This window comes from Aminobacter aminovorans (assembly GCF_900445235.1).
GTDB classification, from domain to species: domain Bacteria; phylum Pseudomonadota; class Alphaproteobacteria; order Rhizobiales; family Rhizobiaceae; genus Aminobacter; species Aminobacter aminovorans.
Window position 1 is genome coordinate 197,928 of record NZ_UFSM01000002.1, and the last position, 14,279, is coordinate 212,206.

The 14,279-nt window shown below is 60.0% G+C and carries 13 protein-coding genes; 8 read left to right on the forward strand and 5 right to left on the reverse strand.

The features are described 5' to 3' along the window. Positions 1–153: 153 nt before the first annotated feature. Positions 154–1,443: a histidinol dehydrogenase gene (gene hisD / locus DY201_RS25465; RefSeq protein ID WP_115734118.1), complete on the reverse strand. Its 1,290-nt coding sequence runs from the start codon at positions 1,441–1,443 to the stop codon at positions 154–156. Between the two features lie 130 nt (positions 1,444–1,573). On the opposite strand from hisD, the gene DY201_RS25470 reads away from it, so the two are divergent. The 5 genes from DY201_RS25470 (at position 1,574) to DY201_RS25490 (ending at position 6,452) form a co-directional block, all read left to right on the forward strand. Further along, positions 1,574–2,122, forward strand: coding sequence for a cupin domain-containing protein (locus tag DY201_RS25470; protein ID WP_115734119.1), 549 nt, complete (start codon positions 1,574–1,576; stop codon positions 2,120–2,122). Positions 2,123–2,290: 168 nt separating this feature from the next. Continuing rightward, positions 2,291–3,301 (forward strand): ABC transporter substrate-binding protein, encoded by a 1,011-nt coding sequence (locus DY201_RS25475; protein WP_172582965.1) that lies wholly within the window; start codon positions 2,291–2,293, stop codon positions 3,299–3,301. A 96-nt stretch (positions 3,302–3,397) separates the two neighbouring features. Then, entirely contained in the window at positions 3,398–4,462 is a 1,065-nt protein-coding gene (locus tag DY201_RS25480; protein WP_115734121.1) for an ABC transporter ATP-binding protein, read from the forward strand. Next, positions 4,459–5,646 (forward strand): ABC transporter permease, encoded by a 1,188-nt coding sequence (locus DY201_RS25485; RefSeq protein WP_425358764.1) that lies wholly within the window; start codon positions 4,459–4,461, stop codon positions 5,644–5,646. Before DY201_RS25480 ends, DY201_RS25485 begins: the two co-directional genes overlap by 4 nt. After that, positions 5,643–6,452, forward strand: coding sequence for an ABC transporter permease (locus DY201_RS25490; protein ID WP_115734122.1), 810 nt, complete (start codon positions 5,643–5,645; stop codon positions 6,450–6,452). Before DY201_RS25485 ends, DY201_RS25490 begins: the two co-directional genes overlap by 4 nt. A 666-nt stretch (positions 6,453–7,118) precedes the next feature. Here DY201_RS25490 and DY201_RS25500 read toward each other — a convergent pair. From DY201_RS25500 to DY201_RS25515, 3 genes are all read right to left on the reverse strand, one after another. Beyond that, positions 7,119–7,628 (reverse strand): Hsp20/alpha crystallin family protein, encoded by a 510-nt coding sequence (locus tag DY201_RS25500; protein WP_115734124.1) that lies wholly within the window; start codon positions 7,626–7,628, stop codon positions 7,119–7,121. 72 nt (positions 7,629–7,700) lie between these two features. Further along, a complete protein-coding gene (locus DY201_RS25505) occupies positions 7,701–8,168 on the reverse strand; it encodes an Hsp20 family protein (RefSeq protein ID WP_115734125.1) in 468 nt (155 codons plus the stop codon). Positions 8,169–8,893: 725 nt separating this feature from the next. After that, entirely contained in the window at positions 8,894–9,877 is a 984-nt protein-coding gene (locus DY201_RS25515; RefSeq protein WP_115734314.1) for a zinc-dependent alcohol dehydrogenase family protein, read from the reverse strand. A gap of 1,387 nt (positions 9,878–11,264) precedes the next feature. Here DY201_RS25515 and DY201_RS29200 point away from each other — a divergent pair. Continuing rightward, entirely contained in the window at positions 11,265–11,432 is a 168-nt protein-coding gene (locus DY201_RS29200; RefSeq protein ID WP_165916133.1) for a hypothetical protein, read from the forward strand. A gap of 20 nt (positions 11,433–11,452) precedes the next feature. Continuing rightward, positions 11,453–11,662, forward strand: a complete 210-nt coding sequence (locus tag DY201_RS28830) for a hypothetical protein (RefSeq protein ID WP_131922512.1) — start codon at positions 11,453–11,455, stop codon at positions 11,660–11,662. Between the two features lie 113 nt (positions 11,663–11,775). On the opposite strand, the gene DY201_RS25530 is transcribed toward DY201_RS28830, so the two are convergent. After that, a complete protein-coding gene (locus DY201_RS25530; protein ID WP_115734128.1) occupies positions 11,776–12,234 on the reverse strand; it encodes a YidB family protein in 459 nt (152 codons plus the stop codon). A 457-nt stretch (positions 12,235–12,691) separates the two neighbouring features. Between DY201_RS25530 and DY201_RS25535 the strand changes: the two genes are divergently transcribed. Next, positions 12,692–14,272 (forward strand): ABC transporter substrate-binding protein, encoded by a 1,581-nt coding sequence (locus DY201_RS25535; RefSeq protein WP_115734129.1) that lies wholly within the window; start codon positions 12,692–12,694, stop codon positions 14,270–14,272. Positions 14,273–14,279: the final 7 nt, after the last annotated feature.

Genomic DNA, 14,279 nt, shown 5'->3' on the forward strand with positions numbered 1-14,279 from the left:
GGTTCTCTGACAGGGGAAGGATGTCCGGGCTTTCAATAGCCGCGAAGCCGAGCGGCTGACGCTCGGCCGGCCGCCCCGATCTCGGCTTTGATCATCCCGTCTCGCGGCCGCATCGAAGGGGACGCAATGCTCCCGTTTGCCATCCGGGAACCTTCAACCAAGCTGCATGCGCTCCATGCGCAGAGCGGCGGCGCGACGATGCCCTTCCAGCCCCTCGCTGGCGCTCTGGCGGATCGCCGCCGGTGCGACGGCCTCGACGCCGGAGCGCTCCAGCCACTGATGGGTGCAGACTTTGACGTAGGAGCCAACCCAGAGGCCGCCGGTGTAGCGCCCGGCGCCCATGGTCGGCAAAGTGTGGTTAGTGCCGCAGCATTTGTCGGAATAGACGACGCTCGCCATGGTGCCTATGAACAGCGAGCCGTAATTACGCAACCGCTTGGCTGTGGCATGCGGGTCGATGGTGTGGATCTGCAGGTGCTCGGCGGCGATGAAATCGGAATAGCCCAACATCGCCGCCTCGTCATCACAGACGACGATCTGGCCGTAGTCGCGCCAGGCGGGTGCTGCGACATTGGCGGTTGATAGACCTGCGAGTTGACGTTCGACCTCCATCAGCGTGTCCTGAGCCAGTTTCGGATCGGTGGTGATCAAGCCGACACGCGTACGCACATCGTGCTCGGCCTGCGCCAAGAGGTCGGTGGCGATCATGGCAGCGTCGCCCGAGGCGTCGGCGACGATAAAGATCTCGCTCGGCCCGGCGAGTTGGTCGATGCCGACCGACCCGAAAACCTGGCGCTTGGCTTCGTTGACGTAGGCATTGCCGGGGCCAACGATCTTGTCGACGGCAGGAATGGTCTCGGTGCCGTAGGCCATGGCGGCGATCGCCTGGGCACCGCCAACGCGGAATATGCGGTCCGCTCCGGAGAGGTGACATCCAGCGATCATCGACTGATGCGCGTTCGGCGGCAGGCAAGCGATGACCTCGTCGCAGCCAGCCACCTTCGCTGGCACGATGGTCATGACGGGCGCCGACAGCAGCGGATAGCGTCCTCCAGGCACATAGGCACCAATGCGGGCGATTGGTATGACACGATGGCCTAGATGCAGGCCCGGCAGGGGTTCGACCTCGAGCGGGAGCATGGTCGCCAGTTGCGCTACGGCGAAGGCGCGCACACGCTCGATGGCAAAACGTGTATCGGCAGCGGTCTGCGGATCAAGTGCTGCCACAGCCGCCTCCCGCTCGGCCATGGAGACCTCGAAGTGCGCGACCTCGGCGCGGTCGAAGGTGCGGCTGTACTCACGCAAAGCCTCGTCGCCGCGCTCGCGCACACCGGCAAGCACGCTTTTCACCGTTTGCTCGATCTCGCCGGCATCGGCCACGGCGGTGGGGCTCGGAGCCTTGAGATGATGGATGCGGGCGGCGATTTCGGATGGAAGCTGCATGGTTCTGTTCCGGATGACTGCGGTTTCATGTCGAGAGTGAGGGACGGCGACCCTCGACACAATCGGACTGCGGGCGATCGTCTAGTATTCTAACCGGTCGATGCTACCATCCCGACCCAAAGGAGCTGCCATGTCGCAAATCGGGGAACATCTGCGCGAGCTGCGCCGTCGACGCCATCTCGGCATCAGGGAGCTGGCGACACGCTCGGGGATCTCGCATTCCACCATCTCGCTGATCGAGCGCGACCGCATCAGCCCGTCGGTCGACACACTGAGCGCTATCCTCGATGCACTCGGCACGACCTTGCCGGGGTTCTTCTCCGGCATCACCTCGGTGGTGCCGTCATCGCCATTCTATTCGGCGCGGGATTGCATTGAGATTGGCAACCACGACTCGATCTCCTACCGCATGTTAGGTGTGAACTTCCCGAACCGCACCTTATTGATGCTGCATGAGACCTATGCACCGGGCGCCGATACCGGCGAGGCTTTCAGCCACCAAGCCCAGGAAGCGGGCTTTGTCATGACCGGAGCAGTGGAGATTACCGTAGGCAGCGAAAGCCGAGTGCTCATGCCCGGCGACGGTTACTATTTCGACAGCCGTTCGCCGCATCGCTTCCGCAATGCCAGCGACGAGCCGAGCCAGATCATCAGCGCAGTAACGCCACCAACTTACTAAGAGGTGTCGGCGGCCAAGATTCGGTCGATATATCGACCAGCGCCTTACCCAACGGCATCAGGCCTGTTGCCCTCACCTCAGTTGTGCTCTTGTTATCCGGTCCAGAGGTGGAAAAAGGATAAGAACATGACTTTCAAAAGGACAATCAGCACGATCGGTGCGGCGGGCATGGCACTTTCGCTCGTAGCGGGTGCGGCGTCGGCACGCGATCTGACCGTCGTTTCCTGGGGCGGCAACTACCAGGACGCGCAGAAGAAGATCTATTTCGAACCCTATGCCCAGAAGCTAGGCAAGCCGGTGCTCGACGAAAGCTGGGACGGCGGCATTGGCGTGATCGCTGCCAAAGTGAAGGCCGGCGAGCCCAATTGGGATGTGGTGCAGGTCGAAACGGAAGAACTTGAGCTCGGCTGCACAGACGGCTTCTACGAAAAGATCGACTGGGACAAACTCGGCGGCAGGGACAAGTTTCTGGCGGCGGGCGCGCATGACTGTGGCGTCGGCGCCATCGTCTGGTCGACCATGCTGAGCTATGACGGAGATAAGCTGAAGGACACGGTGCCAACCTCCTGGGCCGATTTCTGGGACACCGAGAAATTCCCAGGCAAGCGTGGCCTACGCCGCGGGCCGAAGTACTCGCTCGAATTCGCATTGATGGCCGACGGTGTGAAGCCGGCGGATGTTTACACAGTGCTGCGCACGCCGGAAGGCGTCGACCGTGCCTTCAAGAAGCTCGACGAGATTAAGAAGGACGTGGTCTGGTGGGAAGCAGGTGCCCAGCCGCTGCAGCTACTCGCCTCCGGCGAAGTGGTGATGACGACCGCTTATAACGGCCGCATCTCGGGCATAAACAAGACCGAAGGCAAGCACTTCAAGGTGGTCTGGCCGGGCAGCATCTACGCCATCGACAGCTGGGTGGTGCTGCGCAACAGCCCCAACAAGGACGATGCGATGAACTTCATCGCCTTTGCCAGTGCGCCAGAAAACCAGTCCAAGCTGCCGGAATACATCGCTTATGGCCTGCCGCAGAAGGAGGCGGCGGCGGCAGTGCCTGCCAACCTCGCCGCCGACCTGCCGACGGCCGAGACCAATCTGGTGGACGCGGTCGCGCTCGATGGTGCATTCTGGGTCGACAACGTCGAAGAGCTGACCAGCCGGTTCAACGCCTGGCTGGCGCAGTAAGGACATCAACACGAAAGGGAGCCCGTGGGTTGCGGGTTCCCTTTGTGCCTCCCCGGCATCGCCGAGGGAGGGGTCAACGCCTGCTGCGAGGGACATTTGTCGGCTTTCATCAATCTCGAACGCATCTCCAAATCCTTCGGCTCGTTCAAGGTGGTCGACGAGCTCGATCTGGAGATCGCACAGGGCGAATTCCTGAGCCTGCTAGGCCCGTCCGGCTCGGGCAAGACGACGATCCTTATGATGCTCGCTGGCTTCGTCGAGCAGACCAGTGGGGCGATCAAACTCCAAGGCCAACGCATCGACCATTTGCCGGCGCATCGGCGCAATATGGGCGTGGTGTTTCAGAACTACGCACTGTTTCCGCATATGACGGTGGCGGAGAATGTCGCCTTTCCGCTGATCATGCGCGGCATGCCGAAGGCGGAGGCCGCCGAGCGAGTCGCACGCGCCATCGACATGGTGCAACTCACGCACATCAAGGATCGCAAGCCGGCGCAGCTTTCAGGCGGGCAACAGCAACGCGTGGCATTGACCCGCGCGCTGGTGTTCGAGCCGAGCGTAGTGTTGATGGACGAGCCACTTGGCGCGCTCGACAAGCAGTTGCGCGAGCACATGCAGTTCGAACTGCGCGAGCTGCACCGGCGGTTGGGGCTAACCATCGTCTTCGTCACGCATGACCAGGGCGAAGCCCTGACGATGTCCAACCGCATCGCCGTGTTCAATGCCGGCCGGATCGAGCAATTGGCATCGCCCGAGGCGATCTACGACCGCCCGGAGACACGCTTCGTCGCCGAGTTCATCGGCGAGACCAACATGTTTGCCGGCAAGGTGGAGGCACGCGACGGCGAGCGAGCGAAGATCAGGCTCGATGCAGGCCCGATGGTGGAGGCCAACCTGACATCGGAGTTTGCCAGCGGTGCTGGGGCACTTGTAAGCGTACGCCCCGAACGGGTGCGGCTCGCCGAGACTTCAAACGCGGCGAACGCCATACCGGTCAAGGTGCTCGACACCGTCTACCAGGGCGACCATCTCCGCGTGCGGCTCGTCGGCAGCGGCGTCGAGATGGTCGCAAAGCTTGAGCGCACGGCCCGCGCCTGGGCCGTCGGCGCAGAGGCGTTCGCTACCTTCGACCCCGACGAATGCACGGTGATCGCGCCATGATGTCGTCGGCAACGCGCGCAAGACTGACGGCGCTGGGACTGATCACACCGCTGATGGCGTTCTTGCTGGTGTTCTTCGTCTGGCCCCTGGCAACGATGATGATGGCTTCGGTCACTGACGGTACGGTGCGCGGCGTGCTGCCGCAAACGGCCACGGTGTTGGCGGAATGGGATGGGGCTAGCCCGCCAAACGCGGAAATGTCGGCGGCATTGGTGACCGACCTGCGCATGCCGGTCGACTCACTCGCCTTCGGCGACGCAGTGCGGCGGCTGAACAGCGAGCTTTCGGGTTTCCGCTCGCTGATGTCGCGCACCGCAAGTGCTGCCAAAGGCGCAGCCGAAGGCCAGGCCCTCGACCTCGTTGCCATCGACCCACGCTGGGGCGATGCCAAATACTGGCTGGCGATGAAACGCGCCATGCCGCTCTACACCGACCGCTATCTGCTCGCCGCTGTCGACCTTGAACGCGACGCCAGCGGCGATGTCGCGCGGCTCGATGCCAGCACGTCGGCCAACCGTCAGATCATGCTGCGAACCTTCCTCATCGCCGCGTCTGTGACGCTGTTGTGCGCGGCGATCGGGCTACCCTATGCGCTGATCGCCGCGGCGAGCAAGGGGTGGGTGCGCGCGATACTATTGATCGCGGTGCTGTTGCCGCTGTGGACGTCACTTCTGGTGCGCACAGCAGCCTGGTTCATCCTGTTGCAGAACGAAGGCCTGATCAACGACGCGCTCAAGACAATCGGCTTGATCAGCGAACCGCTGCCGCTGATCTTTAACCGCACCGGCGTCATCATCGCCATGACGCACGTGCTTTTGCCGTTCATGGTGCTGCCGATCTACAGTGGCCTGCTGACCATCCCGGCGAACCTGATGCCGGCAGCGGCCTCGCTCGGTGCGTCGCGACTCAAGGCATTCCGGTATGTGCTGTTGCCACTCGCTTTCCCCGGTCTCATGTCCGGCTCGCTGCTCGTGTTCATGGTGGCGCTCGGTTATTACATCACGCCGGCACTTGTCGGCGGCGCCAACGACCAGATGATCAGCTCGGTCATCGCCTTCTTCGCCACAGGCACGGCCAATTGGGGCATGGCCGGGGCGCTCGGCCTTATCCTGCTTGTCGTCACAACGGTGCTCTATCTTGTCTATGGCAGACTTTCTCGCTCACCGACGATGGTGGCGACATGAGCGGCCAGACCAGTCCGATCCTGCGCACTGCCCAGATCGTGTTCGGCGTCGCCGTCGTGTTCTTCCTGCTGGCGCCAATCGTCGCCATCCTGCCGCTCGCCTTCAACTCCAGCGTATTCCTTAACTACCCTATTGAATCCTTCTCTTCGCGCTGGTTCGGCGAGTTGCAAAGCAACGACATGTGGCGGCGCTCGATCGTCAACAGCCTGATCATCGGCTCCGGCGCGACCATTGTCTCCACCGTGCTGGGCACGCTGGCGGCACTCGGGCTGCGCAGCAGCCAGCTCCCCTTCGCCAGTGCTATCCGCACCACCTTCCTGATGCCGATGGTGGTGCCGGCAGTGGTGCTTGGCGTCGGCATGCAGATGCTTTACGGCCGGCTCGGGCTCGCCAATTCCTACCTCGGCGTCATCGTGGCCCACGCAGTGCTGTGCATCCCCTTCGTGCTTGTCAGCGTGTCGGGATCTCTCAATGCCATGGACCCGTGGCTGGAGCGGGCGGCGGCCAGTCTGGGGGCTTCGCCGACGCGGGTGTTCCGGCGCGTAACTATGCCTATCATCATGCCCGGCATGCTGACGGGGGCGGTGTTCGCCTTCGCCACCTCGCTCGACGAGGTGGTGCTGACACTGTTCGTCGCCGGTCCCAACCAGCGCACGCTGGCCCGGCAGATGTTTGCCAGCATCCGCGAGAACATCAGCCCGGCAGTGGCGGCTGCGGCCTTCCTGATGATTGTCGGCACGCTTTGCATTGCGGGCCTTGTCGGCTTCCTGCGCTGGCGCAGCCAGAAGGCGCTGAAGCCTGCGTAGACAAAAGTGCCGGCCAAGTCTTCCCCTTCAGCCGGCACTGGATCAGTCGATCGGGAGGCATCAAGACCATCAACCGCCACGGCAAGCTCGCGGACGGGAGACGCTGGTTCAAAGCCGATTTGCGAGCTGTGAAGCAAGGACCTCCAGCGCTGATGCCCATACGTTAGCTTGATGTGAATTGACTCCGCAAGGAGTTTGTTCCTATTTCGTTCTCATGCCGCAGCCGAACCGAGCCACGCCCTTTCCACTGTCGAAGCTGAACGATGCCCGCGATCTGGTCGAGGTTCGGTGCGCCTATTGCAAGCGAGCTCACGTCTATTACCCGACGGACCTGATCCAGCTGTTCGGCGACGTCGACGTCGATTCACTTTCGGGCCGGATGAAGTGTGAGAGTGTCCCCGGCGGCCATGGGTTCCTCAGGGTCGAGCGCGTTTTCTCAGGCTCCAGAGAGATGGTCGGAAAGAAGATCCGCAGGCTTGTTGCCATCAGGGTCCAGCGCATTCCAGTCTGGCGGGAAGAATGACAGCCGCCGAGAAGCTAGTTCATAGCGCGTTGAACCTACAGACATCGTCGAACCAATCATTGCGCATGGGCGTGCGGGTCGTGACGCATGTCTTGAAAGACGCCGGCCGGGTGCCCGTCGGCGCTCGACCAGCGAGTTAGCGATCACTTAGTGGTATTGATCGCGATGCGCTTGGCGTTCGCCTGCGCCCTTTCCGTCTTGGGCAGCGTCACGGTGAGGACGCCGTTCTTGAATGCCGCCTCAACCTTGTCCTCCTCGACTTCGCGGCCAAGAGCAAGGCGCCGCTCGAAACGCCCGTAATAGCGTTCGCTGAACTGACGATCCTTGTCTTCGGTTTCCGATTTCTTCTCGCCGCGAAGTGTGAGAACACCGTCTTCAAGCAGAACCTCGACATCGTTCTCGTCAAGCCCGGGCATTTCCGCGACCACCCGGATTTCCTTGTCGTTCTCCGAGAATTCGACGCTTGGCCAGGTGCCATTGCGAGGCGTCATGCGGCCAAGAACCGACGGTGTGTCAAAGTCCCGGAACACCTCGTCAAACAGCCGATTGACGTTGCGATGCAGCGACATGAACGGATCCATGTCCTCACTGCGATTGATCGTCGGGGCCTGGTTGTTGCCACGGTTCCATGGGATCAGGTCACGTACACTCATTGTCGTCTCCTTTCGTCTTTCGCGACGACACCCCACCCTAGATGGGGTGTCGCACTGACCGTCCATACTGGATCATGCGGCTGCGGTCGCTTCGATCCGCTTCGACGCAGACTTCTTGTCAGCGTCGGCGTTAATCGCGATCCGTCGCGGCTTCATCTCCTCGGGAAATTCCTTCTGGAGGTCGATGATCAGCAGGCCGTTCTCGAGCTTGGCGCCCATGACGCTGACATGGTCGGCGAGTTCGAAACGACGGTCAAAGGTCCTCATCGCCAGTCCATGGTGGAGATACGAAACCTCGCCATTTTCTGGCTTCGAGCCGTTGATGACGAGCAGGTTCGGCTCATGGGTGATCGAAAGCTCGTCTTCTGCGAACCCAGCCACTGCTAGCGCGATACGATAGGTGTCTTCACCGAGCTTGACGATGTCATAGGGCGGCCAGTTGTCGGCCTGCGGTGAACTGGATCTTTCAAGGAGGTCGAAAATCCGGTCAAAGCCGATGCTCGACCTGTAGAACGGGGAGAAATCCATACTTGTTCTCATAGCTACATCCTCCTTTGAGCAACATAGGTACGAGGGTGCGCCAAGAAGCCTGGCGCTCCCTGACCGTGCCGGCCCTTTACAGCGGCCGACGAATTATGAGTTGGGAAGCGATTTGCGCCACGTCAAGGGGCAACCAATCGAGTCGACATGTGACGGCGTGGTGGTGGATTCGAACGCCGGGGCCGCTGGAAAGCGCTGCGTCCAAAGCAGATGTAGTCCGCTGGCGTATCGATGGAGTCAAGCGATGACCATGACGCGGGAAGACGTTGTCGCGGTCCTCGGGCTGCCAGGCTGATTTACACGCCGCAGATGAGCGACATTGACCTGTACGCGCGAAACTGGAACGGCCGCTGATCACCCACACGAAGGCCGCTTAACCTTCGGCTTCCAGATGATCGCATAGCCCAGCAAAACGTTTTCAGCCAGTCGCTCATCCCTGAGCTGAGGCGGACTGAGGCGTTGCAGTCGGTATTGCCCCGGCCGGTGCCCGACTTGTTTCCGCCGCTCGGATCTTGATGTTACCAGTGAACGCAAGTAACGAAGCGGCCATTGCCCTTACGAGACATGCGGCCTGACTGGCGTTTCTTTCTTGGTTGGCATTGGTCGAGAACATCATAGTAGGCGACATTCCCACCTACTCGTCCAGTTGTAATCAATCCGCAATCCCTAAGATCAGCCGGCATCCGATTGGGAGAGAAAGCCAGATAATTTTCGTCGACTGTCAATCACGGCACCAGGACGGCAGCGCCACTCAATCTTCCTTGTCGCAAATCGTCTAACGCCTGATTGGCCTGTTCCAGCGGGCAGACCTTGGTATGGGTGAGAACCTGCGCGCGCTTGGCAATGGGAAAGAACTCTTGCGCGTCGCGCCGCGTCAGATTTGCGACCGACACCAGCTCACGCTCTTCCCAGAGTAGCTCGTAGGCCATCGCAGGAATGTCACTCATATAGATGCCGCCGCAGACCACCCGGCCACCTTTGCGCACGGCCCCAAATGCTCTCGGCACCAAGTCTCCGACGGGTGCGAAGATGATTGCGGCATCAAGCGGCTTTGGTGGTAGTTCATCCGACCCGCCAGCCCAGAACGCACCGAGCGATCGCGCGAATTCCTGGGCCTGCTCGTCACCGGCCCTGGTGAAGGCAAAGACCTCGCGAGCTTGCCAGATCGCGATCTGGGCGATGATGTGCGCAGCAGCGCCGAAGCCATAAATCCCAAGCCGCTTGCCGCCACCGGCTTTCTTCAGACACCGCCAGCCGATCAAGCCGGCGCAAAGCAGCGGCGCAAGCGACACTGGGTTAGCATCGGGGTCCAGGTCGAAAGCGAATTGAGCGTCAACAATGACATGGCTGGCGAAGCCGCCGTCGCGGGTATAACCTGTGAACTCTGGCTGATCGCAAAGATTTTCACTCCCTCCGATGCAATAGGGACATTGTCCGCAAGTGTGCCCAAGCCAAGGCACGCCAACACGGCGGCCGATCCTGGAACGCGCAACGTCCCTGCCAACGGCTTCGACGATGCCGACGATTTCGTGACCTGGGATGAGAGGCAGTTTTGGATGACGTAGATCACCATCCACGACATGCAGATCGGTCCGACAGACTGCGCATGCCTCGACCTTCAAGCCTATGTCACCCGGTCCGGGCATGGGATCGGGCTTGATGACCAGTTTCAAGGGAGTACCGACCCTTCCGAGCACCATGGCTTTCATGCCAACACTCCTGGGCATGCCGTAGATCTGGGGGCGCATCGCAATAGGCCCCGTTGACGATCCGACAATGAAGCGGCGATCCGCTCGCGAAGGAAAAGGAAAAGCTCATGCAAGCCGAAGACGCTGATAAGGGAAAAGTGCCCATAGAATAAACATAAAGCCCAACATCTCCGCTAAAGATCCTTGCTGTCAGGATCCCAAATTCTCCAGTGGGTGGGTGAAATATCCAGCCTTTCCTTTGTGGCCGATTTGATCCAGGCCGCCAGTACACGCCTGCAGGGAAAGACCAAGGGATGAACGCCGTCCCGGTCTATGACGGACAATTCCAAATCGCGATCAAAAGGGGCTGTCGATATTGGTTGCCACATATCGTTAGTCTTGGAGAGATTGGGGAAGACGTCATTGACGCAGGTCAATTACACCGGCGAGGTACCTTGCTGCCGCGCATAAGAATGCCTGCCGAAAGACCGTCAGGGATCGAGTTTGGGCGGTCACATTCCGCAGGCTCAGCCACTTCATCATCTCGATACTGCGCAGGCCCGGCATCTCGAACTGAACCTCGTGATTTGGGTCTAGACTCGCGAAATGATGCTCTCGGTGGTGAAGCTGACTTACCAAGGTCTAAATGACGAACTGCCTCTCCTTATGATATCAATGGCGCAATATCGGACAGTGCGAAATTCCGTTTGGCCCTAACGGGGTTCACCTAGCCTGCCGCAGCGGACCTGCGTTGGCCGTAAATCGCTTTGATCGGCTCGGAGTTGGGGTTAGGATGTCTCAAGGAATATCATGGACACCTTATTGCGCGTGCCAACATCGCCCACTTTCAGGATTTGCTCGCGCGCGAGACAAATCCTGAACAAAGGCGTGTGATCGAAGGCTTGCTGGCGCTAGAGCAGAAGAAGCTTGAGAGAGCCGAAAGCCAGGCTCGCGATCAGTCCCCCGTGCCTGGCAAACCAGGAAGTGTTGTCTAACGATCGCGTTGATGGCGCCGCAACGCTGCCTGAGGTCGAATAGCTTAGCGACCCGAACTACTTAGCCAAATATACACAGCTTGGCATACTGCTTCTCGGGAAGGTCTCAGCGCGCCAGACAGACGCGATGAGACGAATATCGGCGGCTGGCCGCAAGCCGTCAGCGAAGTGCAGGGTGCTGCCAACGCCAACGAATTGGCCGCAGGAATAGCCTCCAAATTTTCAGACAGCTTTGGTGGTTGTCTGCAATGCGTCACTCCCCAACGGTGAGAGGCGCAATCGCAGAATTGTGCCTGGCCGCAATGGGATCAAGCCATCCCGCCGATATCAGATCGTCCGACGAACTCGCGACGAAGCGTATTTGATGGAACTTGATAGCAAAGCGTTCGTTGGCCCTCAAAGGACGTGTGAAAATGGCTGAAGAACCCGCTGACCCCACCAACGTTGAAGACTTTATGATCCGGCGTTTGATGAAAGAAGGCAAAATCACCGAAACACAGGCCAGGCACCTGATTGCTTCCCTCGGCTACGACTGGTCATCGCTGTTACGGGAAGCCAGGTTTCTGGCGAAGAAACGTTAGCCAATCGCCGCACAGATGGAGTGAAACTGCTGGCGCAGTTATCTGGCGAACGCATGCTCCTCAGACCTGCTCGATCCGGCAAATTCAGTTTTGAAGACAAGCTCTTTCTGTTCACGTTTCCAGTTTTGTCGACGCATTCCGACGGCAAGGAGTTTACCCGACAGACCGGAACCGTGACCGGCCAATTCGGCCGTCCATCAATGCCGACTGGGCCGGCGAAGGCATCGTGACACTAAAAATGAAAGCCGGCACATTGTCTGCCTGATCTGCACGAAAAGCGAAGAGGCGGCGAGCCCTCCTTCGGAGGGCGGCCAGAAAGGGAGCCATTTTCGAGCCTTATAAGTTACGGCCTATGAGATGGAGAGACCGGATCCAGTAGTGTGGGTTCGTCGGGCAACTTGCCCTCCGGTGTAAGCTCATCCACAACCTTTGGGAGATCCACGGCCAGGCGATCGAGAATTTCCTGTCTGGACATGCCAGTTTGTGTGACCAGCGATTCCAGCGTCCCTTCATCGATTGCAGCTTCGACATTCTTGGGTTGGATGGGCTGATTTGCTCCCTTTCCCATCCAGGAATCGACGGCTTCCTCCGAGCCTGCATTTCTTAAGCGGTCCAGCAGATCGCCGAGCCCGCCACTTCCCGCTTTCAGAACTTGATCAAACACCGTTCCTTCCGCTTGGGGACTATTTGGGTCCGTGCTTGGAGGCGATCCGACTTTCTTTAGAATTTCGGCCAGCTTATCGCGATTTTGATATGCAAGGATGCCCAACGCTGCGAGCGCTATTCGTCCCAAGCCAGCCATTTCAATCTCCTATGGTTATTCAGGCCAGGAAGCGCCAGCGGCACCATTTGGTTCCATCAATTAACTCCTCAAAACCGAGAATCCCACAGGGGGCGGGGTGCCAACTCAATGCACGCCAGAGGACCGACGCGGACGCCACCGGCAGTGCCAAACTGATGAGATTTGTCGTCGCGACCTGCGCGCGGGCGAGGTGCGCATTTCCTCGCAGTTTCAATTGGCACCCCCTGCGCGGCCGTGATGAGTCTCATCGCGTCACGGGCCTTTAGCTTGGATCCAACTCAACGAAACACCTCCACCCTTGAGCCCATGTACGAGCGTCAGAAGCTCCAAAAATCCTATTGCATAGACAAAAGAAACGAGTTACGTTTTTATTGTCTAGACAAAAGAGTGTCTCCCTCTTGCGCGCCGCCGCAAGCCGGGCAGCGACACCACCACAAATGTCACAAGGGGAACTTGGATGACCGCATCAAGACGCACTTTTCTCAAGGGCCTGGCGGTTGCGCCGGCTTTATTCGGCGGTATGTCGTCGACAATTGCAGCCTACGCCCAGGAGGCCAAGGCGCTTGGCGACCTGATCGTTGCGATCGCCAAGCCGGCAGGAAATCTCGATCCGCACAAATATATCGGCCTGTGGGCGGTGCAGGATCTCATGTTCGAACCGCTCATGCGCTACGGAAAGAATGGCAAGATCGAGCCCGCACTCGCGACCGAGTGGGCCGTCGAGGACAATGGCAAGCTGCTGCGCGTCAAGCTTCGGCAGAACGTGACTTTCCAGGACGGCACGCCTTGGGATGCGGATGCCATGATGTGGAACCTGGACCGCTGGATCGGCAAGCCTGCCAATAACTGGATGAATTCCTCGCGGCTGTATTCCGGCCACAAGATCGTCGACGCGCACACGGTCGAGCTGCAGTTCAAGGAGCCGGTGCTCGGGTTGCTTTACGAATTCTCCTACGTCCGGCCGTCGCGCTTCCTCAGCCCGAAGTCGGTCGACAAGGATGGTAACTACCAAGTGCCGGTTGGAACCGGCCCATGGATCCAGGAAAGTGCGTCGAACAGCGAAAGCACCTTCAAGCGGTTTGATGGCTACTGGGGCGATCTGCCAAGCTTCGAACATATCGAACTGAAGGTCCTGCCGGATTCGCGCAGCCGCATGGCAGCACTTAGGGCGGGCGAGATCGATCTGGCGGGGGGCGACTACCTCGCCCCCATCAAGGCCACCGAAGCCAAAGCACTGGAAAGTGCCGGCATCCCCGTCACGGTGGAGACCGGAACGACGACGATCGTGCTCGCCTACAATCCGGATCGGAACGAAGCACTGAAAGATGTGCGTGTACGCAAAGCGATCAACATCGGCTTCGACAGGGCGGCGATCGGCCAGGTGCTCTACCAGAGCCTGGCCGAGCCGGCGGGCAGTCTGTTTCCCGCCAATGTTCCGCATGCCGGCAAGCGCTTTGAAGTCGCCAGGCGCGACGTAGAGGCGGCCAAGGCGTTGCTCGAGGCGGCAGGCTGGAGCGGTTCGGGGATCCGCGAAAAGGACGGCAAAAAGCTGTCGCTGGAACTGGTGGTCTCCGAAGAGCAGATGGCGGGCTCGCGCTCGCTCGGCGAAATCCTGCAGTCGCAGCTTGGCGAAATTGGCATCGACTTGACGATACGATCGGTCGATCATGCCTCGCGCCACAGTGACATCCCGGCGCGAAAATACGACATGGCGCTGTTCTACACCTTGGGAGCGCCCTACGAGCCGTTCGGAACGCTGGTCGGTCTGTTCTTGTCGACGTTCAACAATGGCGTCGACGGCAAGCTGTTCCTCGACCCGGCGAACCTCGACCCCCTGGTGCTGGCGGCTGCATCGGCGTCGGAAGCCGATGTCGAGGGTGCCACCCAGGCCGTCTATGACTGGCTCTATAACGAGGTCGCGATCTCACCGCTGTTTTACGCACCGATCATCTGGGCGCATGCTCCGCGGGTCCAGGGCTTCACGCCACCGTCAACGGAGTACGACCTTCCCTACAAGAACATCACCTTGAGCGCGTAGGGCAAAT